This is a genomic window from Deltaproteobacteria bacterium, assembly GCA_016180845.1.
Taxonomy (GTDB): domain Bacteria; phylum UBA10199; class UBA10199; order JACPAL01; family JACPAL01; genus JACPAK01.
Genome location: JACPAK010000001.1, coordinates 749,665 through 772,887, shown reverse-complemented (window position 1 = coordinate 772,887; position 23,223 = coordinate 749,665). Strand labels below are relative to the sequence as shown.

The window sequence follows — 23,223 nt, the reverse complement described above, 5'->3', positions numbered from 1 at the left end:
TGTATTTTCGCTTGCGGACCCAAAAGATATTGAATATAGGTTCGCCCCTCGAACGTTCATAGAACGTTCATAACTTAAAAACATCCATATGGCAGACTTGAGTAACAGAGATTTAGCAATTCTTAATGATATTTCCAGGCAACCGACCATTTCTCAACGGGAACTTGCTAGAAAATCAGGGATTTCCCTTGGGCTTATCAATGTCACCATTAAGAAATTCGTAGAAGATGGATATATTAATACAGCTCGCGTTAATAAGCGAAAAATCAAGTACCTCCTGACTCCGGAAGGGGTTGAAATTACGACCAAGAGATCTTATCAGAAATTGAATACAACTATACGGAATTACAAAGAAATTGAAAAAGAGTTGGTGAAGCTTCTCCTCGATCTTTATCAGGCCGGCTTCAATTACTTCTCGATCCATGGGAATGGGGATTTGCGTGAGTTTGTCGAGACGACCTTCAAGAATTGCCTGGTGGAGGCCCCTGTCACCTTAGGTACTGAACATTCTGTCCAACCTCGTGCAGTTGTCCTGAAGATATCGGCCGATCCGATCGATCAAGGGTTCAAGGGGGGCGTCATCAACGTATTGGAAAGGTTGGGGAGTGAGGTATGAGTCGTTGGTATGTTCTCCAAACGAAGCCAAAGAAGGAAGACCAGGTCCTCAAGAGACTCTGTCTCTCCTCCTTTGAGCTTTTTTCCCCGAAGATTAAGGTGATGGCGTCGCAAAAACCGTTGTTCCCCTCCTACCTTTTCATCAAGACGGATTTTAGTAATGCGAGGACCTTTCAAAATATCCGCTTCACCCGCGGAGTTTCGAGAATTCTCGGGAGTGCAGATGGACCGGTACCTATTCCCGAAACTATTGTTGATACCCTCCGTGAAAAAACTCGAGATGGTTCGCTCATTGAACAGGACCTCCTCTTCAAGGAAGGGATCGAGGTCCGGGTCAAGCGGGGGATGCTGATGGATTTAATTGGAATTATTGAGAAAAATATCTCTGCCTCGGGTCGGGTTCGTGTCCTTTTTAAATGGTTCAATAACTGTATGCGTGCCGATCTGAAATATACCGAGTTGGAAAAGGTTGCCTAAAGGTTTGATGGCTCAAAAAGCCGCTAAGTTGATGAAATATTTAAAGAATCTTAAATGATTCACGGGCGGTAGCTTGCGTAGAATTTCTACAAAAAAAACAATCTGTTTCGACATTGACGGCACTATTTGTGAGCAGACACGCGGTGAATACGAATTTGCCCGCCCCTTCCCTGAGGCAAAAAAAATCGTCAATAAGCTCTACGAGGAAGGATTTAAAATTATCTTTTTTACGGCCCGCTATATGGGACGCTATAACGGAGACAGAGAAAAAACCTATCAAATGGGATATCAGATGACCTACCGACAGTTGAAAAAATGGGGGTTTAAATTCCACGAACTTCACCTGGGAAAACCACCTCACCACATCATGGTTGACGATAAGGCGCTTTTTTTTAACCCCTCATGGACGAAGATCTATCGAGAAATCAAAAAAAAGGAAAATCTGGATATCTATTAAAAGGTCGATCATGTCAGGTCTTGTTCTTAAAGAAAAAGTAGCTGTCATCACCGGGGGAAATCGCGGAATCGGGTTCGCAATCGCCAATAAACTTGCAGCCGAGGGATGTTCGCTAGCGCTCATTGCCCGAAGTCAAAATGAATTAGAGGCCTCGGCGGACGAAATCAAAAAAAGCTGGAAGGCATCTGTCATGACCCTGCCAATCGATATCAGCAACGAACAACAAGTTCAGAAAGCGATCTCTTCAACACGAGAAGCCTTTGGAAAAATTGACATCCTCATCAATGGAGCTGGAATGATCGGTCCGATAGGGCCCCTGTCTGAGATTAAGAGCGATGAGTGGCAAAGAACTCTCGACACAAACCTCAACGGCACTTTTTATTGCATCAAGGCCGTTTTGCCGGAGATGCTCAAAAGGCGCTTTGGGCGCATCCTGAACTTTTCGGGTGGTGGGGCGCTGCTTCCAAATCCTTTCATTGACGCCTATAGCGTCTCCAAGGCAGCTATTGTCAGACTAACCGAAAACCTCTCATTAGAATTGAAACAAACCGGCGTTACGGTCTGTGCGATATCCCCTGGCGCTATCAATACAAAGATGTTTGAAGAGACTCTCGCGGGAGGAAAGAACAAATTGCCAAAAGAAATATGGGATTTACTTGAGGCAAGAAAAAAAACCGGTGGAGACTCTATAGAGGCAGCAGCCTCTCTTGCCCTTTTCCTCGTGAGTGGTTCCAATGCCGAGGTGGTGAACGGACGGGTCATCAGTGCCAAATATGATGAGTGGCATCGTCATACAGAACATGCGAAGGAAATCGGCACGACGGATATTTTTACCATGAGACGCATTGTGCCTCGTGACAGGGGATTTGATTGGCAATAGGCCAGCGGAGGTTAGACATGAAGAAAATCATTGTAACAGGCGGGGCAGGATTCATTGGATCCAACCTAACTCTAAAACTCCAAGAGAAATATAATGCCGCTTCCATCACGGTGGTCGACACCCTTGAGTCAGGCGATTTCAAAAACCTGATCGGCTTCAAGGGAGACCTCCTCTGTCAGGATATTTCTGATCCCCTTATGACCCCAAAACTGACCGAACGAAATCCTGACGTTATTTTTCATCTCGCGTCGATTTCTGACACGCGTGTCATTGATCAGACGAGGATGCTGCAGAAAAATGTTGAAGGATTTCGGCATGTCATCGAGGTTGCCCGTCAGACCGGATGCCGCGTTGTCTATGCCTCCTCCGCCGCTGTTTACGGTGTCACCCAAGGTCGATTAAGCGAGGAAAAACAACGTCAACCAGCTAATGTGTATGGTTTTTCAAAGCTGCTGCTCGAAAATCTTGCAGCGCTCGCCGTCAACGAATCTCCTTCACTGCGGATTGTCGGATTGAGGTATTTTAACGTTTATGGGCCTGGAGAAACTCACAAAAAAGATTATGCGAGCATGATCTATCAACTGAGCCAGCAAATGCTCGCGAATCGCCGGCCAAGGATCTATCGGGACGGTGAACAAAAAAGGGACTTCATCCATGTCAAGGACGTCGTTGAGATGACTCTCAGGGCAGCGGAGACCTCTTCGATTCCTTCCAATGCCGTTTATAATGTTGGGACAGGAAACCCGACCTCTTTTAACAGGATCATCGCCATTCTGAACGATGTCCTAAAGACAGATTTTTCTCCGGAGTACTTTGAAAACCCCTATTCTTTTTTTCAACCTCATACCGAGGCCGACATGAGTCGGGCAAAACGGGAATTGAACTTTACTGCCTCTTATCAAATCGAAGATGGAATTCGCGACTATTGCGCCCACCATCTTCTCATTCGTTCATAGTCACTAATGATCAAAGTTCTTGTCACTTTTGGTACCCGTCCGGAAGCCATTAAACTGGCTCCGGTGATTCATGCCTTGAAAAACCGGAAAGGATTTGAGGTCGTTGTCTGTGTCACCTCTCAACATCGGGAAATGCTGGATCAAGTCCTGTCTCTCTTTAACATTCAACCCGATATCGATCTCAATGTCATGAAACCCAATCAGAACTTGATGCAACTCACGTCAGAAATCCTAGTCGCTTTGAAAAAGGTTTTTGAAGAGGTCAAACCGGACTGGCTAATTGTCCAAGGAGACACAACAACGACATTTGCAGCCAGTCTCGCCGGGTTCTATTCGAAGATACGCGTCGCCCACGTCGAAGCAGGCTTGAGGACCGATGATAAGTACCATCCTTATCCGGAAGAAATTAATCGTCGTTTGACAGGGGTGTTAACTGATTTTCATTTTGCGGCGACAGAAAAGGCCCGTGAAAATTTGATCCGGGAGGGGGTTGCCAGCGAGAAAATTGTCGTCACAGGAAATACGGTGATCGATGCCTTGCTGTCTGTTGTCCATAAAGTCCGCGATGGCCGAAGAAAAATCTTTCAAGAGCGCTTCTCTATGCTGGATTCAAGCAAGAAACTCATTCTGGTGACAGGCCATCGCCGGGAGAGTTTTGGGGAACATTTTGAAAATATTTGTAACTCGCTATACCAGATTGCCGAACAAGAGCCTGATGTTGAAATCGTCTACCCCGTTCATCTGAATCCGAATATCCGAATCCCTGCTCATCAAATCCTGGGGCAACATCCTCGAATCCATCTCCTAGAACCTCTGGAATATGAACCTTTTGTCTACTTAATGGACCAATCCTACATCATCTTAACCGATTCTGGAGGCATTCAAGAGGAGGCCCCCTCCCTGGGCAAACCGGTCCTTGTCATTCGAAATAAAACAGAAAGGCCGGAAGGAGTTGAAGCAGGAGCGGCTAAGGTCATCGGTCGTTCCACCCAAGACATTGTGCGGGAAACGAGGCATCTTCTACAAAACGAAACCCTTTACAAAAAAATGTCTCGGGTTAGAAACCCTTATGGAGACGGAACCGCGAGTGATCGCATTGCTTTGACTCTGGAGTCGTTTCAAGCATGACTTTTCGTTCTACGCTAAAAAATTCATTGAGACGTCATCAAGCGACCATTGAGTCACTTGAAAGTGATGGTTTCATGGCCTCTTTCGAACAGGCTTCACATTTGATCCTTGAGACTCTAAAAAAAGGGAGAAAAATCCTTATTGCAGGAAATGGTGGCAGTTCCGCTGATGCACAGCACTTTGCGGCAGAGTTTGTCTGCAAATACAAGGAAGATCGCTCTCCGCTCCCTTGCGTTGCCTTGACAACAGACAGTTCGATCTTGACTTCAATCTCGAACGACTACCACTTCAACGACGTCTTTTCCCGCCAAGTTCTGGCTTTAGGTCAGGAGGAAGATACCCTGATCGCGTTAAGTACTAGCGGGAATTCGCGTAATATCCTTAACGCCATTGAGGCAGCTAAGAGCAAGAAAACTAACGTAATTGGACTCACTGGAAGATCGGGGGGCGAAATGAAGGGGCGTTGTCTTCTCTTGCAGGTTGATTCAGATGAAACAGCCAGAATTCAGGAAGGTCACATGATGATTCTTCACACCTTCTGTGAAATTATTGACACAGTTTCGTGGAGGCCAATCGTATGACAAATACAAAAATTATTGTGCTGATCCCGGCTCGTGGAGGATCCAAATCGATCCCCCGAAAGAACATCAAGATGTTGGCTGGAAAGCCGATGATCGCTTATTCGATTGAGGAGGCCAGAAAATGCCCTGAAGTTGAGAGGGTGATCGTGAGTACTGATGATGAAGAAATCGCCAAGGTTGCCAAACAGTATGGAGCCGAGGTCCCCTTTCTCCGGCCAAAAGAACTTGCAGAAGATCATGTTCAGGATCTTCCTGTTTTCCTTCACTGTCTTCAATGGCTTCAAGAAAATGAGAATTACATTCCCGACATTGTCATTCAACTGAGACCAACATCCCCCCTTCGTCAAGCGACTCACATTCAGGAGGCCCTCAAGATCTTCCTGAAAAATCAAAAGGCTGACTGCGTTCGATCCGTGACCTTAGCCAGTGAACATCCACTAAAAATGTGGCGTCTCGAAGACTGCTCTTTAATCCCATTTACACCGGAAAATGCTTATGGAATTCGGGAGTCTTACAACTACCCACGCCAAAAGCTACCCGGTGCCTACACTCAAAATGGTTCGGTAGAAATTATTCGCGCAAAATCGATTCTCGAAAAGAAGTCATTATCTGGGGACAGGATTCTTGGTTATGTCATGCCAGAAGAGGTTTCCGTAAACATCGACAGCCCGCTTGACTTTGAGCTTGCAGAATTGCTCCTCAAAAAGCGAAACGAAGCGATGACCTTGGGAAACCGCCCAATACGCAAGGTGAAGATTCTTGGTGCCGGATCGATCGGTAACCATCTTGCTCAGGCAGCCCGACGAATGGGATGGGATGTCACTCTTTGTGATGTCGATCCAGAAGCGCTTCGAAGAACTCAAGCATCCATCTACCCAAGTCGCTATGGTCAGTGGGATAAAGGTATCCAACTGTGTACGGTCGCCGAAGCCCCTCGTGGCGGATTCGACATGATTTTTCTTGGAACCCCTCCCGACATTCGAATGAAAATTGCCATCGATTGTCTTGAGGAGTCACCACGACTGATCCAGCTGGAGAAGCCAGTTTGCCCACCTTCCTTGGAAGGAGCACAAGCTTTTTTTGAAAAGGCCAAAAAGAAAGGCGTTGCCGTCTGCGTTGGATTTGACCATGTCCTGGGGGAAAATACGCTTCAGGTGGAAAAACTTCTGTCAGAAGAGATCATCGGTAAAATCGAAACATTGGATGTCGAATTTCGAGAATATTGGGGAGGAATCTTCGCTGCGCATCCCTGGCTGCCAAGTATTTCGAGTAGTTACCTGGGCTTCTGGAAGAAAGGGGGCGGGGCTAGCGGCGAGCATTCCCATGCAACCAATCTCTGGCAACACTTTGCACATTGCTTGGGTGCAGGAAGGATCTCTGAAGTAACCGCGGTAATCGATTTCTCTCAAAAAGATGGGGCCGATTATGATCGGCTTGCAAGCCTCTCTGTCAAAACGGAAAAGGGACTCTTAGGAAGAATCATCCAGGATGTTGTGACACGTCCACCCCGGAAGTGGGCACGAATCCAAGGCAACAAGGCGGCCATCGAATGGGTATGTGGTTGGAAACCCTCCGAGGATGCTGTTTTTTGTTACAGTGAAACAGGAGATAAAAGCGAAATCCTCATCCCCAAAAAACGACCGGATGATTTTTTTCGAGAAATGCTCCATTTTGAACGCCTTCTGACCGGCGAGCTTAAACCAGAGTCATCTCCGATTTCTCTCCAAAGAGGTCTCGACACAGCCCTCGTCATTTCTGCGGCACATCGTTCGCATCGCGAGCGACGCATGGTAAAAATCGACTATAGTAAAGGGTATTGCACCGAAGCTATTTCCTAAGGTCCCTCCATGAAATTTGGCCTCATGAGCAAGATTGATCACTATTTTGGAACTATTGTTCTTACACTTCTGCTTCCCCTTCATCTGATACAATGTCTTGTCGGCCGTAGAAATAGCAATCCGGTGACAAAACCTCTGGAGGTGCGAAACATCTTTATCTCCAAATATTTTGGAATGGGAAGTATCCTCCTCGCAACACCGATGATCAGAGGCCTTAAATCTCATTTCAAAAATGCGAGAATTACCTTTGTCACCTTTGATCAAAATCGGTCCTTCTGCCAAAACATAAGCGAGGTTGATCGAATTATCACTTTTGACCGAAGCAACTTTTTCAAATTCACACGGGATGTTTTTCGGTTTTTCTTCTCGTTTCACAAACCAGATATCTTCATGGATCTTGAATTTTACTGCAACTTTCCATTGATCATCATCATTCTCTCTCTGGCCAAGCTTCGAATGGCCTTTGTTGAAAAACAATTGATGAGAAGACTCTATACGACGATCCCCGTCTACTTTAATTACCGAAGACACATTACAGAGATATTCGCCAACTACGCAATTTATCTAGGCGCACCAAAATTTCCTCTTGATGATTATAGCCAGCTCAAATTTAACACGAATGACCTTAAAAAAGCCGAATCGCTTGCAGACAACTTCAATGAAATTGTCCTGGTGAATCCGAACGCCTCTGAGCTTTCAGACTTACGAAAATGGCCTGGTGAATATTTTAAATATGTCATTCAACATCTCCTGACAAAACCAGATCGAAAAGTTCTTCTTATCGGCGGTAAGGAAGATTTTGACACGGGGGAGGATATTTTGAGTGGAATTGAAGGAGTCAACGTTGAGAATCTCTCTGGCAAGCTTTCTCTCAACGAAACTTTTGCTCTCCTCAGTATCGCTGATTTGCTTGTCACCAATGATTCAGGACCGCTTCATTGGGCAGCCGCTCTGGGAACAAAAACGGTGGGCCTTTTTGGCCCTGAGACACCCGAACTTTATGGTCACTCCGGAGAAAAGCATTTTAGTTTTTATAAAGGAATCTATTGCAGCCCTTGCATGAATATCCTTTATAATAAAATAACGACCTGCAGAGACAATCAGTGCCTGAAGCAGATCCCCCCTCAAGCTGTCCTGACCAAAGTTTATGAAATGCTTAGACAACCGAACGAGGCTTCAACAACATTCCAGACAGCCGTGAGATGACAACAATAATTCTCAAATTAGTCCGCTTATTCTATAACGAAAAAGTGGAGGATGCCTGTACACGCCTCCTTTACTTCTTCAATACCTTAAACTCGTTCTTCATCTTTTCCGGACTCGCCTCTCTGACGTTTCTTGTTTGGTACTTGAAATTAACGGATGTTTACTTGAACCCGATTGCCCTCTTGACGATGTTCGTCTCCTTGATCGCCTTTTTCATCATTCTTAGAATTGCCGACTTCTACCCTACTTTCATCTTGTTTAATCTCCCAGCTTTCATTCTTCTCATTTCTTACGCTGGAGGAAGTATCGCCCTTCAATCTCTTATCCCAAATATCATTATTTTTGCTCTCATTCAGGCGATTTTTATGGGAGTTCCTGACTCCATCGTGGGGCGAAATTTGGGCATCATCCCGAAGAAATTCCTGTGGTCATTAATCACTATTGCGCCAACAACAGTCTCATTTTTGATCAGCGTTTATTTTTCTCTTCATTTGACTCTCCTCCTCTACGTATCTCAAATTCCCAAATCACCAACAATAAACCTCGCCCTCTGGGGCCTGATCCTCCTCGCCGGCCTTTTGACTTACGCTGTCCGTCCCCGAAACAAATACTCAAAAAACTTCAGGGTTCCTCACCACGGAGCTCAATACAAACGGGTTATCCTTCTTGCTATTGATGGATGTCGTTATGATGTCTTTCGGACCCTAAAACTCCCGAATCTGGAAAAACTTGCCTCGGAAGGGGCTCGTTTCAAAAACGGTCTGGAGACAATCTATCGTGCCTTGACAAACCCCGGCTTTGCCAGCTTGATGACCGGTTGTCCCCCCGAGGTTCATGGGATTCGAGACAACAATTTCGGACAGGAGATCCGCGTCGAAGGGCTTCCAGACATTACCCCCACGAAGATTTATGGTTCGATGCACATGAAGCACTTTGCCAAAAAGGAATGGGAGGTAAAGGTTATCTCGCTACCAACCCATTCAATTTATCATTCTGACGATGAGATGATGAAGCTTCTTAAAGAAGATCTCTTACGAGATTCAAAAACACGATTATTTGTCACCGATTTCAGTGAGGCCGACTTTCTCGGACATGCCTATGGATCGACTTCAGAGGACTACAAAAACGCTATTATCCGAATCGACCGGCGAATTGGTGAGTTTGTGGAGTGGCTCAAATTAAACAATCTGGCAGAGGACACCGCATTGATTGTCACCTCGGATCATGGCACGAGCGAGATCGACCACTCTTACAAAATTCGGCCGGGGGAAAAATATGTCCCCTGTATCCTATGGGGCAAACATCTCAAAAAGGGATACGTGTATGAAGAACGCTACAGCATTATGGATATCCCGTGTAATATTGCTTACCTTTTGGGGATCCCTTATCCCAATAAGGCTCGAGGTCGGGTCTTCCTCGAGGCCTTTGCGAATATCGATGCCGAGGCAGAAAAGACAAAATGGGTCGCCGATATGAACAATGCTTTTTATTCCGCCTTCTCAAACGACTACATCGAGGAACACCCGGAGATCTATGAAGGCGATGGCCAATGGTGGAGTCACCAGTTTCATCGGCTCCTCTCGGGTCCCCTAAAAGACAAAAAAATCAATATCCTCGATTTCGGTGCGGGAGCAGGATTTGTCGGGCAGACATTCCAGGGGCTGCATCAGCTCCAGGATCGTGTTCAGGATTTCGTGGTTTACGATTCTAATAAGGAAATTCTTGAAACAGCGAAATCATACCTTAAAAAAGGCTATTTTAGGTTTGAATCCAGCTTCGAAACCATTGAGAAAAACGAAAAGTATTTTGATATTATCGCCATCAATAGTGTTCTTCATCATTTTTACGATCCCAAGACAATTCTTGAGCGATTGAAAAAGCTACTAAAACCAGGTGGGATTTTCATCGGGGCGCATGAACCAAACAAACGTTTTTTTAGGAACAGAATCGCTGCCCTCCTGGCAAGCCTTTTTAAGCGCCTGGGAGGGGGGAAGACGTTCGACGATCAAAAATTGGAGACAATGAATCACTATCTATCAAATTTATATGGGCAAAAGCTTCATTATTCAAAAGAAGAAATCTTTCAGATTGCCGAATTTCATAGTCCGATAGAACAATCTCAATATGGTGTTGACAGGGAAATCGGCTTCGACTCTAATGTGCTAGAAAATGAGTTTTATAAAGATTTCGAGGTGCTTGAGTTGAAAAGTTACACATCGTTTTTCCACAGAAAGAACTTAAAGAAGTTTCCTGTTGTTCAAAAAATACTTGAGAGACTGTTCCATTCCCTATTTAAGTCTGGCAACCTGCTCTCTTATGTAGTAAGAAGTGTCTAAGAGGAGAATAATATGAAAGTCATGTTTATAGCGATGGGGGCCGAGAATGTCTCGATCGAGTATCTCTCAACAGTCCTCAAACAACAGGGTCATACAGTGATGCTGGAATTCGATCGTGCCCTTTTCAATGACAAACAGTATTTCTCCGTAAATTTCCTGGCCAAGATGTTTTCAGACAAAAAAAGGGTGATCCGAAATATTATTCAAAAACAACCTGACGTTTTAGCCCTCTCCTGCTTTACGGATAACTATCAATGGAATGCAAGCATTGCGCGAGAGGTTAAGAAGGCCCTCGACATCCCGGTCATCATTGGTGGTTATCATCCCACGAGTGCACCGGATACCTGTTTAGAGGAAGGGCCATTCGACTTTGTTTGCGTCGGAGAAGGAGAAGTCGCTCTTGTGCAACTTCTCAAAATTCTTGAGAAGAAGAAGGAAGAAAAACAAGGGGTGCCTGGCTGGTATCAAGATGAAGAATACCCCGTTGGGAATATCTACTACAAACGGTATGGCCAAGCTGTCAAAAATAGCCTCTTACCAAATGCAGATCCCAATACATGGCCCGAGCCTGACAAAGAAATCTTTGAGTCTTTTATCGACATCAAAAACTATTACCTCACGGTCACCCTAAAGGGTTGCATTCAAAAATGCACCTTTTGCGGAGAAAGCTTCCTCTGGGACCATGAAAACACCGACAATAAATTAGGGAAATTCTTGAGAGAAAAGCCGGTTGAAACAGTCCTTTCTGAATTCAAAAAGATGAAAGCGAGATATGATATCAAGATTGCTGATATCAAAAACAATATCCTCTCAGGTTCAAAAACATGGCGGAGAGAATTTTTGACCCGATACAAGGATGAAGTTGCTGTTCCATTTCGCATCATGGGTCATCCCCTGCAGATGGCCGATAAAGAATACTGCCAACTATTAAAAGACGCGCATTGCTGGCACGTTCAGATGGGTGTTGAGACAATGAATTCGGATGTCCGAAAGTTGCTTGATCGGGATGAGACCAATGAACATGTTTACCAGTCGGTCGCCAACATGGATGAGGTCGGGCTCGAGTATTCGTGCGACTTTATCCTGGGACTCCCAGGAGAGACTGAGGAGGATATCGTTAGGGCCCTCCGGATGGTCACAAAGGCAAAGAAGCTTCGACGGGCCTCTGTTTTCTGGCTCCAGTATCTTCCAGGAGCTGGAATTACGAAACATGCCCTTGAAAAGGGCTTTATTAATCAATCGATAGATCTCAGTGCTATTAATCGAGGTCTTCAAGATCATTACATGTCAACCGGCTCCGTGTTGGAGAGTGAAAGGATTCACTTTCTGAAGATGTATCACATTCTTTTCCGACTTGCTCCCGTGATGCCCTACCGGTTGCTTGAGTTTATCCTCAAACACAAGTTTCAGAGGGTCTTTAAATATGTCCCGATGCAGACCTTGATCATTGCAGCAATTGACGTGGTGGTTTCCTACATTAAAAATGACCATTACGCCAAGATGGCTGTTCGATCGGTTCTCAAGGATGCCTGGAAGCGGCTCATCCATTTCCAGATTGATTGGCTAGCGCCTTTCAGAATCAAAGGCAAGGTGACTACCAGTGAACAAGGCGTTGGGGGCTTGACCCAATTGCCGTCGCTCCAAATCGGCCTCAGTCAGATCGGCGAATAGTAACTCATCATCATTCCCATGAATTACGTAATCGGCTCAGGACCTGCTGGAATAGCTTGCACAAAATCCTTATTGAGTCGTGGCAAAGCGGTCACCCTTTTGGATGCAGGAAATACACTAGAGACCTCCATACAAGAGTTCCTTAACAGCAACCAAAAGAGACCTTTTGAAGAATGGAATTGGGATACACTCAAGGCTTTTCAAGCGAAATCATCAATCAGTCAGAAAGGATTCGAAAAAAAACTGGTTTACGGTTCGGATTTTCCCTACCGCGACCATGAAAAATACTGCCCCCGTGACGAAGTGGGTGTCCAAACCCACGTTTCTTTTGCGCAAGGAGGTTTCAGCAATGTCTGGGGCGCCAACATGCTCCCTTACTGCTCCAATGATATTGACGACAAATGGCCTATTAAATCAAAGGAAATGGCCCCTCACTATGAATCTGTTCTTCAGTTTGTCCCGACAACAGGTGAGCATGATCATCTGGAGTCCCAGTTCCCATTACATACCACACAGGCCCAAGCCTTTCGTCGAAGCCGACAGGGTGAGCATCTTCACCGACAACTGTCCTCAAAACGTGATGAACTCCTGAAAAAAGGGTTCATCTTCGGCTCCTCCCGATTAGCCGTCGATCTCAATAAAAAAAGAGGCCTCCCCTGCGAATTTTGCGGCATGTGCCTTTATGGTTGTCCCAATGAACTGATCTATACGAGCCGTCACAGTCTCCAGGATTTATTGCAGGACAAGCGGCTGACTTACACCCCAGGAGTCATCGTCGAACGCGTCTCGGAAAGTGAGAACTCAGTGCTGATTGAAGCTCATTCAACACAAGGAGAAAAGCTTGAATTCAAGGGTGAGCGCCTTTTTTTGGCTGCTGGTCCGATTTCAACAACGAAGATCCTGCTCAAGTCGATGAATGCCTACGGCAGAACCTTCAAGATGCTGGATAGTCAGTACTTTCTTTTCCCATTTATCTCTTTAAAGGGGCAAAAGGATGTTGAACAAGAAAGGCTCCACACCCTTTCGCAGATTTTTATGGAGGTTGTTAACAAGGAGATCTGCTCCCGAACTGTGCATTTGCAGTTTTATTCCTATAATAACGCCTATCCCAAGGCATTTCAGTCGATGTTAGGTCGTTTCTATTCACTCTTTGAAAAACCAATACGACGGTTCATGGGGCGCGTTTATCTCGTACAGGGCTATCTTCATTCAGACTTTTCTTCTACCATCGATGTGAGTCTTGAAAAGGGGGATGAAGGTCTCGATCAATTGTCCCTTAAAAAAAATGTAAACGAAGAGGTAAAAATAACAATTCGGCGGATCTCAAAATTTCTCCTCCGACAATGGAAACTGCTTGGAGGGGTCCCCGTGATTCCAAAGACTCAAATTTTTGCCCCGGGGGCAAGCAACCATATTGGGGGAACCTTCCCCATGAGGGAGAAGCCGCAAAGGACATTTGAAACAGATCGCTTGGGACGCTTGAAGGGATACTCGAGGGTACATGCCGTCGACTCATCCATCTTTCCATCGATTCCTGGTACGACAATGACACTCACCACAATGGCAAATGCTTATCGTATCGGCATGGAGTCTCCGAATTAAACATGAGGAAACCAAGGGAGGTAAGCTGTGGGATTTGATGTTCATATTACAAGAAAAGATGATTGGTTCGACAAGACCAATAACATTTCCTTACAGGAATGGGTGGAATATCTGGAAAAGGATCCGGAAATGCAATTGATCGATCAGGATAAAAAACTGCCCGCGGCCCTTTTTAAGGGTGATGGGCGTGCCACCTGGATCGCACATCCAAACTCTTCAAATAGCGATGAGCCGGTGATCTTTAAATATCTCAGCGGAAACATCACGGTCTTCAAGCCGGACCAGGAGATATTAAAAAAGATGTTTCGAATCGCCGAGGCCCTCAAGGCTAAAGTTCAAGGCAATGAATGTGAAATTTATGGCAAAGACGGCACTACGGACTGGGGAGGCCTGATGTCAGATAAAAAGGCATGGTGGCAGTTTTGGAGGTCATGAGACATTCTGCTTGATTCTTTTCGGCCTGATGATAGATTGAGGAATAAATTTTTATGACAAAACGTAAGATAGTTCTGGTTCGACCCTTCATTCGTGAGTATGTCAATAGCCAATCGTCAGAGAGTTTTGAGTCAAACATTGGCTTAGTTCCTCCGCTGAACATCGTTTGCTTGTCTGGAGCGGTACGAGAAGCGGGTCATGAGGTCCTCATCTACGATTGTGAACGATCAGATTCAACTGAGGCAGGATATCAAAAATTCTTAAAGGAACATAATCCGGATGTCATTGGGATCAGCATTATGACCCCTAATTTTCATGGTGCGCATCATTCAGCAAAATTAGCCCGGAAGGCGGTCCCCAATGCAAAAATTATTTGTGGTGGAACCCATTTAACCATTTTCCCAAAAGAGACATTGGAATATTCTGAATTCGATTACGCCTTCTCCGGCGAAGGAGAAGGGCCATTAGTTCAATTTCTAGACAATCTCGATTCTTTAAATGAGGCTGAAATACCCGGCTTCGTCTGGAGAAAAGGAGATGAGATTATTGCAAATTCTGACGAGGCAATGAACGAAAATTTGGATGTTCTCCCTCTGCCAGCTTATGACCTTTTGGATTTGGATTTTTATCAAATGCCTAATTCAGACAAACGCCTCATCTCGTTGTATCTGTCACGTGGCTGCCCCTATAAATGTGGGTTTTGCTACAGAAATCCACAACTGCTCCAGGTCCGGTTCAAGAGTGTCGATCGAGCCCTGGAAGAGATCGGTCTGCTTGTTGAAAAATATGGAATCAAATCAATTAATTTTGTGGATGAGACAATCTCGATCAAGAAAAAATGGTTCCTCGAGTTCTGCGAGAAACTTGCCGCAAAAAATTGGGATTTAAAGTGGCAATCGCCAACCCGGGTCACAAGCATTGATGAAGAAATTGTGAAGGCGGCAAAAAAGGCGGGTTGTCATACGTTCCGATTTGGTCTTGAATCAGGCTCCCCAAGGATTTTGGAGAAAATTGACAAGCATATTAATCTGGAGGCGACAAGAAGGGCGGTAAAGCTTTGCAGGCAATATGGGATCAAGACGGTTGGCTATTTCATTGTCGGGTATTTAGATGAAACACCTGAAACGATACAGGAGACCATCCGATTTGCAAAGGCATTGAAGCTGAGTTATGCGGCCTTTTTCCCGGCAACACCTATGCCGAATACGGCGCTCTTATACGAAAGCGAGGCCCGTGGCTTAGTGCCAAAGGATTATTGGAGAAACTTCGTGCTCGGGAAAACTCTGGAGCCACTTCCTTTTGTCTACCCAAACGCTGGGGATTGGGCAGCAAAGGCTTACAGAAGCTTTTATTTTTCACCAAAATACGTGCTACGCCAGATGAAGGAGTGGGATTTTTACAAAAAACTGCCCAACAATATCAGGGTGGCGTGGGACTTCTTGACAATGAAATATCATCGGCAGCAAATATCGATCACATCCTTGCGGCATGTGTAACAATCTAAACTAGACTCTCTAAACAACTTAAATCAAATGACCACCACCAGGCAATCTTTTGCTATCACTGGGGCCAACGGTTATCTAGGGACCTTTCTCGTTAAATTTTTAAGAGACAAGGGACACCGAGTCATAAAACTTGGCCGAAACCTGTCGCCCAATGAGAAAGAGGTGTACCCTTATCACCTCGGAGAGACGGTCTCCCCTGATTTCCTGAGAGAGATCGATACCCTGATACATTGCGCCTACGACTTTTCGGCAGTAACAAAGGAAGAAATTTTTAAGTCTAATGTAGGGGGCTCTATCAAGCTCTTCAACGAGGCTTCACAGGCCGGTGTTCCCAAAATTGTTTTCATATCCTCCATGAGTGCCTTCCCCGGTTGCCTATCACTTTATGGACAGGGAAAGCTTGAAGTGGAGAAAAAATCGGCCCCTTTAGGAGTGATCAGCATACGCCCCGGCATGATTTATGATGAAAGCCCCAAGGGGATTGTCGGGATTATGGATAAAATTGTCCATTCATTGCCATTGATCCCCCTTATTGGAAAGGGGGATCAACCTCTTTTCTTTTGCCATGTAGAAGACCTGGCACACCTGGTTTTAGAAATTGCCGAAGGGCGTATTCCAAGACCTGTGAAACCAATTATTGCAGCCCATCCTAGCGGGAAGACGTTTCAGCAAATGTTTGAGATCCTTGCGAATAGGCGCCAGAAAAAGGTGGCAACGATCCCTTGCCCCGCCTGGATCCCTTGGCTACTGCTCAAGACCCTCGAAAAAATAGGTCTTCGACTTCGTTTAAAGAGCGATAATGTTGTGAGTTTGACCTCTACACTTTCAAACCCTGACTTTACTTCCCTTCATCCTGCTGGGACTCAATTTAGAGCTTTCACTTAATGAGCAATCGATTCCCATACTTCTTGAAAAGAAAAATCTTCTATATGGCCGCTCTTGTGGGAGCGCTGGTGATCCTCCCCAATATCCTTGCCCCCTGTCTTCGCTCCTATCATTTAAGCCACGATCCCAGCGCCGTAGACGTCTGGTCAAATAATGGTCGTCCAACCAACATTGCACCTTTTGATCATTTTACTGGCGCCTTGCCTTATTTGGCAAAAATCAAAGAGGTCTCCGAGCATGGTCTCCCCTATGATCCTTTCATTTTTGAAAACATGAAAAATTTTGGTAACACCCTTTCCGATGCCCTGCCATTTACAGTTCTTGGGTTTTTAAACAAATGCCTCAACAACCTCGATCTGACGGTCATCGTTTACACTTTTCTCCTTATGTTTATCTCAACCATCTTGATCTACAAAATTATGATGCAGGCGACCTCAGATGAACTTTTTAGTCTTTTCTCCAGCTTCTGGGTGAATCTTTTTATCATTTGGTATTATTTTGACTACGATCTCTTTTTCCAGTCACCCCTGAAGATGGCTCTCCGAACCCTGAACTATCTTTTTCCTGTTTTCCCCAATATCTCAGACAGTGTGGGTCCAGACAAAACCCTCTATGTGTTTACAAGGGCCATGTTCTTTTTGGCGATTTATCTCTTCTTGAAAGTCATCAGCAAGCAAAAATGCGGGAACCGACTCGCACTAGCATCGGGATTCCTTGGCGGATTACTTGCCATCACTCACTGGATCGAATTAGGACATTATCTTGCTGCCGTACCCCTTTACTCTTTCGGGCAATGGATAAGAACAAGAAAAATTCAACGTTCAGTTATCCTCTCTTATGCGATCACTCTCCTCCTTGCCATTCCAGTCATTCTCATGCGCGGTTCCTTCTTCTTTCATTCAGATTCCGATCCTGACATCATCAGAATTGCTCGAATCGCAGAGCACGAACCGGGGAGATATTTTTTCTTGCCCTCCTTTCTATTTCTCGCTGTTTATCTTATTGTGGTCTTCCGAAACAGAAAGATCGACGATCCCACAGTTCTATGGATAGCCGCCATCATTGGCTCTGCCTTTCCCTTTAGCAACATACAATTAATTACCGGTTACGAATTTTCTCTCTCACATTGGCAAATCTTCGGAAATGTCTTTCTTGTTATGCTCCTATTGATTGTCGTGTATCGTTGGCTTCTCAAACGAATATCAATGCAGTCATGCTATGCCGCTTTTCGTTACTCCATCGTTATTTTAGCTGTTCTGATGTTAAGCCGTGGCATCATGCTGGCAAAGGATCGCTACACCTTCTCGGCATTGCCAAGGGATTACGAAGAGGCCTTTGATTTTCTGAACGATCATACAGAAGAGGATTCGGTTGTGGTCACTCTGAGCTCTGAAATGATCATCGATATCCCTCTTTTCACCCACAACAAAACTCTTATCGCTCATGCCAGTGCCATTCTCTCTGATATTTCTATTCAAGAAAATACCCGAAGATTAATGTACGCGCTCTCTCTCTATGGAATCAATCGAGAGTATTTTCTGGAGAAACACTTTATGAACCTTGATCTTTACAATGAAGTTCATAAAAGATTCTTTGTTGCAGAAAAATTCCGCCGGGACCTATTAACACGGTCCCTTTGGGAAAAAGCACATGTGTATGACACCACTCCCAATGTTCTTATTGGAGCTGATGCCATGCGCCAGCTTTTAGAAACAACGCAAGTACCGAGTCCGGGAACCTTCCGCGCGGATTATGTGATGTTCACTCATCTTGAGAGGGAATATGTTACCGAAGAGAGTGTATTTAAAAAAGGGTGGGAGAAGCTTTTTAAAAATAAGTCAGTGAGCCTTTATAAAATTAACAGGTGAAGATTTAATATGAGCTTTACATCAGATGAACTTATTCGATTTATCGAACGAGCACGAAAACTGAAGCTGCTGCTCATTGGCGACTTTATGGTCGATTGTTACCTTTGGGGGGAAACAAATCGGATTTCTCCGGAGGCACCTGTCCCCGTCGTCTCTGTCTCAAAGGAAGAACGAACATTTGGCGGTGCTGGAAACGTCCTAAAAAATCTAATCCCCTATGAACCGAAAATTGTTGTTGTCACGATATTTGGCAAGGGTGCTTACGATGATTTTGCCCGCAAGGAGCTCACGAGGTTAGGGGTCCCCCTTGATGGAATCTTAACGGATCCGGACCGCCCTGTTGGAATCAAAACCAGAGTTCTTGCCGGTTCACAGCATCTCCTCCGAATTGACCGAGAAAAAGCTGAAGCCATCTCACCTCAGTGGGAAAACCAAATCTTGAAGAAAGTGGATCAGATGATTGATCAGTGCGATGTTGTCCTTGCCTCTGATTATGGAAAAGGAATTTTAACCCCGAAGGTTCTCTCTCATCTCATTAAATCCGCTGCAAAACATGAAGTCCCACTTCTCATTGATCCTAAAGGATATGATTACAAGATCTATAGAGGCTGCTTTCTCATAACCCCTAATACCAGGGAAGCAGAACAGGCAGTTGGTTTTCCTATCCGAAATGAATCTGATGTAGAAAAGGCGGGTCGCAAACTCCTCAGAGAAACGGGAGCCAATGCTATTCTGATAACCCGAGGTAAAGAGGGCATGACCCTCTTTGAGAGAAATACTAAATCCTGTTATGTTCCCGCCATGGCAAAGGAGGTCTTTGATGTCACTGGAGCGGGAGATACTGTCCTGGCCTTCTTGGGACTCGGAATCGGAATGGGATTCCCTCTCCGCAAGACGGCAGAACTTGCAAACACCGCAGCCGGGATTGTCGTCGGGAAACTTGGGGCCGCTACAGCGACCCCCAATGAGCTTATTGAATCAACAACTGGGCCAAACCTCTTCCATCAGAAGATTAAACTGAAAGAAGAATTGTCAACTCTTGTCCAAGAGTTGCAAAAGAAAGGGAAAAGGGTCGTCTTTACCAATGGCTGCTTTGATCTTATTCATCCGGGTCATCTCTCCGTCCTCGAAAAGGCAAAGGGGAAAGGGGATGTTTTGATCGTCGGGCTCAATAGCGACCAATCTGTAAAAAAACTCAAAGGAAATGGACGGCCTATCCAAAAGCAACAGGACCGGGCTCAAGTTCTTTCGGCATTGGCCTATGTCGATTACGTAACTATTTTTGATGAACTCACGCCGGATCTTCTTATTCGGAACCTCCGTCCGGATCTTTTAGTGAAAGGGGGGGATTACGATCCAAAGAAGATCGTCGGTAGCGATTTTGTCCGCTCGATTGGTGGGAGCGTTGAAACAGTCCCTTTTATTGATAACCACTCAACATCAGAAATATTAGGAAGAATTCAGTCGATACAAGAAGAGAAAAACAAATGGGTGTCAACCAAATAGAATCAATTCCTTGCCAAATTTGCCGTTCAGAGCGGTCCAAAGTGGCTGTTGAAGTCTCTGGCTACACCTTTGTCCGTTGCCTTGAATGTAACCTTTACTATGTCAACCCACAACCGTCTACTGAAGAATTGGAACATCGTTATGCTGAGTATTATTTGGATCATCAATGGCAAAATGGCGAAGCAGATTTTAACCGGAAAATTCTCAAAATTGTTTCTTCTCTTAAGTCGAACGGTTCTGTTCTTGATATTGGTTGTGGAAATGGACAGCTTTTATCTTTCTTCAAGCAAAAGGGTCACCGCACAGTGGGGTGGGAAATCAGCCGTGGGAAGGGAGTTGAACATGCCGAAAAAGTTTACGGTTTGGAAATATTTGTTGGGACACAAGATGAATTCAGAAAACAGTATGGTTCTCAACAAAATTTCGACATTTGTATCTTGTCGAACGTTCTGGAACATTTAAAAAACCCTTTTGTGGTTCTCGAGGAGATTCATCGTCAATTAAAAGACGACGGCTTGCTCGTGATCATCGTCCCAAATCTCTTTTTACATCTTCTTGTGGGACGCCTTCGCCAGTGGCTTGGGAAAAGTGATCCGTTTCTTATTGAGAAAAAACCCCCGCCCCTTGTTGCCTTTGATGCCCCACTGCACTTAACCGCCTTTTCTCCAGGAACTTTGAAAAAAATGCTTGCTAAGGCAGGTTATCAAACAACTCTTATGAGACATGCCCCGGCCGTTTTCTCAGGGAAATTAGGCTTTGTTGTAAAGGATTTACTCAAGAGATTGCTTGTTCCGCTCTCCAATACGATTAATTACCTGACAACCGGCAAGGTTTTAATTGGTTATTCGATTCTCGCCATTGCTAAAAAACTTGAGAAAAAATCATCCAAGGAAATGCAGACTTATATTGACTCTCAGTGAGCTAAGCTGCTAGCCCGTTGGAGAACCAAAGAGGAGGTAGACGATGAGCAAATACAATTTCGACGGCCTTTTCATCTTCGAAATGGCTAATAATCACCAAGGTGATCTTGAGCATGGATTGAGGATCATCAATGAAGTGGCAAAGGAGGCCTATCATGCCGATGTTCGGGGGGCCTTTAAGTTTCAGTTTCGTGACCTGGATACCTTCATTCATCCAGATCACCAGTCAGGTTCCACGAATAAGCATATTCCTCGTTTCCTCTCGACCCGGCTCTCTCAAGATCAATTCAAGACCCTCTTCGATGAAGTCCGTAAACGAGGACTCGTCACGATCTGTACCCCCTTTGACGAGACCTCAGTCGATCATATTGTCAGACAAGGTATAGAGATCATCAAAATTGGAAGTTGTTCAGCAAAAGACTGGCCACTTCTTGAAAAAGTTTCGCAAACAGGAAAGCCAGTAATCTGCTCCACAGGCGGTCTGGAAATCGCTGATATTGATAAGCTTGTTAGTTTTTTTAACCATCGAGGTGTCAACTTCGCTCTCATGCACTGTGTCAGCAGTTATCCAACACCCCATAAAGACCTCTATCTGAACCAGATCGAGACAATGAAAAATAGATATTCTGGGGTCCCTATCGGTTTCTCGACACATGAAGCCCCAGATGATCCCACTCCAGTCGTTGTTGCTTATGCAAAAGGGGCTAGACTTTTTGAAAAACATGTCGCGATTCCCACGGATAAACATAAGATCAATTCCTACTCAGCAACTCCCGAACAGATAAGGAAATGGCTTGAGGCCTATCGCAAGGCTGTTGAAATCTGTGGCGCACGTACCCGAAGACCGATCACGCGTGAAGAGGAAGCTGACCTGAATACCTTAAAGAGAGGGGTCTATGCTCGGACCCCGATAAGAAAAGGACAATCGGTCAAAGCAGAGGATGTCTTCTTTGCCATGCCCTTGCAGGAAAAGCAGCTCAAGAGTGAGGTGTGGCGTGAGGGAATTATTGCAGATGCCGACTATGAAAAAAACCAGCCCCTTGCAACCCATCTTGTTAGTGAAACGCCCACACGGAAGGAAATCATTTATTCAATGATTCATGAGATCAAGGGGATGCTCAATGAGGCGAAGATACCGATTGGGCGTGAGTTCTACATTGAGATGTCACATCATTATGGTGTCGAGCGATTTCGAGAATTTGGAGCCATTCTGATCACTGTGATCAATAGAAGTTATTGCAAGAAATTGGTTATTCAACTTCCTCATCAGGCACATCCGAATCATTTCCATAAAAGGAAAGAGGAAACCTTTCAGGTCCTCTGGGGAGAGCTAGAGATCGAAGCGGAGGGGGTTAAGAAAACTCTATATCCAGGGGATCTCTACCTTGTTCAAGCCGGTGTTTGGCATAGTTTCAGTACAAGAACAGGCGTGATTTTTGAGGAAATCTCAACGACAGCCTTTAACGACGACTCCTTTTACGAGGACAAAACCATCGCCTCCATGAAACGGGAGGAGAGGAAGACACAGCTTGAAAACTGGGGGAGATATTACTTCTATCAGGAGAACGGAACCCTCCATGAGTGAGGCATTGAAAAAACAAATTTTTCCTGAACCGATTCCCCAAAAGAAGTCAAAGGTCTGCGTCGTCATGCCCGCTTACAATGCCGCGAGCACACTCGTTCGCACCTATCGTGCGATCCCACCAGGATCTGTTGATGAAATGCTTCTTGTCGACGATGCGAGTTACGATGACACCGTTGAAATAGCCAAACTTCTCGGGATCAGAACAATTGTTCATGAAAAAAATAAAGGTTACGGGGGAAACCAGAAAACTTGTTACACCGACGCCCTAAGACAGGGGATGGACATTATTGTGATGCTTCATCCGGATTACCAGTATGATCCGGCTATTGTTCCGGAATTAGTCCGTCCTATTGCCGAAGGGAAGGCGAAGGTCGTGTTCGCCTCCCGTATGTTGGGTGACCCTCTCAAGGGAGGAATGCCTCTCTATAAATTTATTTTTAATAAATCCCTGACCGCTATACAGAATTTTGTCTTCGGAACCCATTACTCGGAATTTCACACGGGGTACCGTGCGTTTCATCGGAAGGCCCTTGAGGCGATCAATTTTCAGGCCAATTCAGATGACTTTATTTTTGATAACGAGATCATTGCCCAACTGATGATGAAGGGATTCAAGATCCATGAGATCCCGGTCATCACCCGCTATGCAAAGGATTCCTCTTCCGTTAGCTTCAAGAGAAGCGTTGTCTATGGTTTGAACATATTGATGGTCACACTGAAATATTTCCTCCATAAACGTGGTTGGCTTCACTTTTCTCTTTTCGAATAATTT

Annotated in this window: 20 protein-coding genes; all 20 read left to right on the top strand. The window is 45.1% G+C overall.

The features are described 5' to 3' along the window. Positions 1 to 88 precede the first annotated feature (88 nt). The 20 genes from HYT76_03960 (at position 89) to HYT76_03865 (ending at position 23,220) form a co-directional block, all read left to right on the top strand. Positions 89 to 616 (top strand): winged helix-turn-helix transcriptional regulator, encoded by a 528-nt coding sequence (locus tag HYT76_03960; GenBank protein ID MBI2082704.1) that lies wholly within the window; start codon positions 89 to 91, stop codon positions 614 to 616. Next, positions 613 to 1,092, top strand: a complete 480-nt coding sequence (locus HYT76_03955) for a hypothetical protein (GenBank protein MBI2082703.1) — start codon at positions 613 to 615, stop codon at positions 1,090 to 1,092. Before HYT76_03960 ends, HYT76_03955 begins: the two co-directional genes overlap by 4 nt. Positions 1,093 to 1,165: 73 nt before the next feature. Next, the gene (locus tag HYT76_03950; GenBank protein MBI2082702.1) at positions 1,166 to 1,549 is read left to right on the top strand and encodes a phosphoheptose isomerase; all 384 of its coding nucleotides are present in this window, start codon (positions 1,166 to 1,168) and stop codon (positions 1,547 to 1,549) included. Between the two features lie 10 nt (positions 1,550 to 1,559). Next, the gene (locus HYT76_03945; protein MBI2082701.1) at positions 1,560 to 2,429 is read left to right on the top strand and encodes an SDR family oxidoreductase; all 870 of its coding nucleotides are present in this window, start codon (positions 1,560 to 1,562) and stop codon (positions 2,427 to 2,429) included. Between the two features lie 17 nt (positions 2,430 to 2,446). Continuing rightward, positions 2,447 to 3,385, top strand: a complete 939-nt coding sequence (rfaD, locus tag HYT76_03940) for an ADP-glyceromanno-heptose 6-epimerase (GenBank protein ID MBI2082700.1) — start codon at positions 2,447 to 2,449, stop codon at positions 3,383 to 3,385. 6 nt (positions 3,386 to 3,391) lie between these two features. Next, complete coding sequence (gene wecB, locus HYT76_03935) at positions 3,392 to 4,513, top strand: UDP-N-acetylglucosamine 2-epimerase (non-hydrolyzing) (GenBank protein MBI2082699.1); 1,122 nt, start codon at positions 3,392 to 3,394, stop codon at positions 4,511 to 4,513. Further along, positions 4,510 to 5,094: an SIS domain-containing protein gene (locus HYT76_03930; GenBank protein MBI2082698.1), complete on the top strand. Its 585-nt coding sequence runs from the start codon at positions 4,510 to 4,512 to the stop codon at positions 5,092 to 5,094. Before wecB ends, HYT76_03930 begins: the two co-directional genes overlap by 4 nt. Further along, a complete protein-coding gene (locus tag HYT76_03925; GenBank protein MBI2082697.1) occupies positions 5,091 to 6,932 on the top strand; it encodes a Gfo/Idh/MocA family oxidoreductase in 1,842 nt (613 codons plus the stop codon). The genes HYT76_03930 and HYT76_03925 overlap by 4 nt, the downstream gene beginning before the upstream one ends. Before the next feature lie 9 nt (positions 6,933 to 6,941). Continuing rightward, complete coding sequence (locus HYT76_03920) at positions 6,942 to 8,138, top strand: glycosyltransferase family 9 protein (protein ID MBI2082696.1); 1,197 nt, start codon at positions 6,942 to 6,944, stop codon at positions 8,136 to 8,138. Beyond that, a complete protein-coding gene (locus HYT76_03915; protein MBI2082695.1) occupies positions 8,135 to 10,474 on the top strand; it encodes an alkaline phosphatase family protein in 2,340 nt (779 codons plus the stop codon). Before HYT76_03920 ends, HYT76_03915 begins: the two co-directional genes overlap by 4 nt. A gap of 12 nt (positions 10,475 to 10,486) precedes the next feature. Beyond that, complete coding sequence (locus HYT76_03910) at positions 10,487 to 12,145, top strand: B12-binding domain-containing radical SAM protein (GenBank protein MBI2082694.1); 1,659 nt, start codon at positions 10,487 to 10,489, stop codon at positions 12,143 to 12,145. A gap of 72 nt (positions 12,146 to 12,217) precedes the next feature. Beyond that, positions 12,218 to 13,747 carry a hypothetical protein gene (locus HYT76_03905; GenBank protein ID MBI2082693.1) on the top strand — a complete coding sequence of 510 codons (1,530 nt, stop codon included), beginning with the start codon at positions 12,218 to 12,220 and terminating at the stop codon, positions 13,745 to 13,747. 27 nt (positions 13,748 to 13,774) lie between these two features. Beyond that, on the top strand, positions 13,775 to 14,182 hold the full coding sequence (locus tag HYT76_03900; protein MBI2082692.1) for a hypothetical protein: 408 nt from the start codon (positions 13,775 to 13,777) through the stop codon (positions 14,180 to 14,182). A 53-nt stretch (positions 14,183 to 14,235) separates the two neighbouring features. Continuing rightward, the gene (locus tag HYT76_03895) at positions 14,236 to 15,678 is read left to right on the top strand and encodes a B12-binding domain-containing radical SAM protein (GenBank protein ID MBI2082691.1); all 1,443 of its coding nucleotides are present in this window, start codon (positions 14,236 to 14,238) and stop codon (positions 15,676 to 15,678) included. Positions 15,679 to 15,714: 36 nt separating this feature from the next. Continuing rightward, positions 15,715 to 16,572 carry an NAD(P)-dependent oxidoreductase gene (locus HYT76_03890; protein ID MBI2082690.1) on the top strand — a complete coding sequence of 286 codons (858 nt, stop codon included), beginning with the start codon at positions 15,715 to 15,717 and terminating at the stop codon, positions 16,570 to 16,572. A gap of 23 nt (positions 16,573 to 16,595) precedes the next feature. Further along, positions 16,596 to 18,440, top strand: a complete 1,845-nt coding sequence (locus HYT76_03885) for a hypothetical protein (GenBank protein MBI2082689.1) — start codon at positions 16,596 to 16,598, stop codon at positions 18,438 to 18,440. A gap of 9 nt (positions 18,441 to 18,449) precedes the next feature. Continuing rightward, entirely contained in the window at positions 18,450 to 19,946 is a 1,497-nt protein-coding gene (rfaE1, locus tag HYT76_03880) for a D-glycero-beta-D-manno-heptose-7-phosphate kinase (GenBank protein ID MBI2082688.1), read from the top strand. A 41-nt stretch (positions 19,947 to 19,987) separates the two neighbouring features. Next, positions 19,988 to 20,866, top strand: a complete 879-nt coding sequence (locus HYT76_03875) for a class I SAM-dependent methyltransferase (protein MBI2082687.1) — start codon at positions 19,988 to 19,990, stop codon at positions 20,864 to 20,866. Between the two features lie 43 nt (positions 20,867 to 20,909). Beyond that, positions 20,910 to 22,451 carry an N-acetylneuraminate synthase family protein gene (locus HYT76_03870; GenBank protein ID MBI2082686.1) on the top strand — a complete coding sequence of 514 codons (1,542 nt, stop codon included), beginning with the start codon at positions 20,910 to 20,912 and terminating at the stop codon, positions 22,449 to 22,451. Then, positions 22,444 to 23,220: a glycosyltransferase family 2 protein gene (locus HYT76_03865; GenBank protein ID MBI2082685.1), complete on the top strand. Its 777-nt coding sequence runs from the start codon at positions 22,444 to 22,446 to the stop codon at positions 23,218 to 23,220. Before HYT76_03870 ends, HYT76_03865 begins: the two co-directional genes overlap by 8 nt. Positions 23,221 to 23,223 lie beyond the last annotated feature (3 nt).

Excerpts from the sequence above, each read along its gene's own strand:
- HYT76_03960 (MBI2082704.1), top strand. The coding sequence starts at position 89 with ATGGCAGACTTGAGTAACAGAGATTTAGCAATTCTTAATGATATTTCC.
- HYT76_03955 (MBI2082703.1), top strand. The coding sequence starts at position 613 with ATGAGTCGTTGGTATGTTCTCCAAACGAAGCCAAAGAAGGAAGACCAG.
- HYT76_03945 (MBI2082701.1), top strand. The coding sequence starts at position 1,560 with ATGTCAGGTCTTGTTCTTAAAGAAAAAGTAGCTGTCATCACCGGGGGA.
- rfaD (MBI2082700.1), top strand. The coding sequence starts at position 2,447 with ATGAAGAAAATCATTGTAACAGGCGGGGCAGGATTCATTGGATCCAAC.
- wecB (MBI2082699.1), top strand. The coding sequence starts at position 3,392 with ATGATCAAAGTTCTTGTCACTTTTGGTACCCGTCCGGAAGCCATTAAA.
- HYT76_03930 (MBI2082698.1), top strand. The coding sequence starts at position 4,510 with ATGACTTTTCGTTCTACGCTAAAAAATTCATTGAGACGTCATCAAGCG.
- HYT76_03925 (MBI2082697.1), top strand. The coding sequence starts at position 5,091 with ATGACAAATACAAAAATTATTGTGCTGATCCCGGCTCGTGGAGGATCC.
- HYT76_03920 (MBI2082696.1), top strand. The coding sequence starts at position 6,942 with ATGAAATTTGGCCTCATGAGCAAGATTGATCACTATTTTGGAACTATT.
- HYT76_03915 (MBI2082695.1), top strand. The coding sequence starts at position 8,135 with ATGACAACAATAATTCTCAAATTAGTCCGCTTATTCTATAACGAAAAA.
- HYT76_03910 (MBI2082694.1), top strand. The coding sequence starts at position 10,487 with ATGAAAGTCATGTTTATAGCGATGGGGGCCGAGAATGTCTCGATCGAG.
- HYT76_03895 (MBI2082691.1), top strand. The coding sequence starts at position 14,236 with ATGACAAAACGTAAGATAGTTCTGGTTCGACCCTTCATTCGTGAGTAT.
- HYT76_03890 (MBI2082690.1), top strand. The coding sequence starts at position 15,715 with ATGACCACCACCAGGCAATCTTTTGCTATCACTGGGGCCAACGGTTAT.
- rfaE1 (MBI2082688.1), top strand. The coding sequence starts at position 18,450 with ATGAGCTTTACATCAGATGAACTTATTCGATTTATCGAACGAGCACGA.
- HYT76_03870 (MBI2082686.1), top strand. The coding sequence starts at position 20,910 with ATGAGCAAATACAATTTCGACGGCCTTTTCATCTTCGAAATGGCTAAT.
- HYT76_03865 (MBI2082685.1), top strand. The coding sequence starts at position 22,444 with ATGAGTGAGGCATTGAAAAAACAAATTTTTCCTGAACCGATTCCCCAA.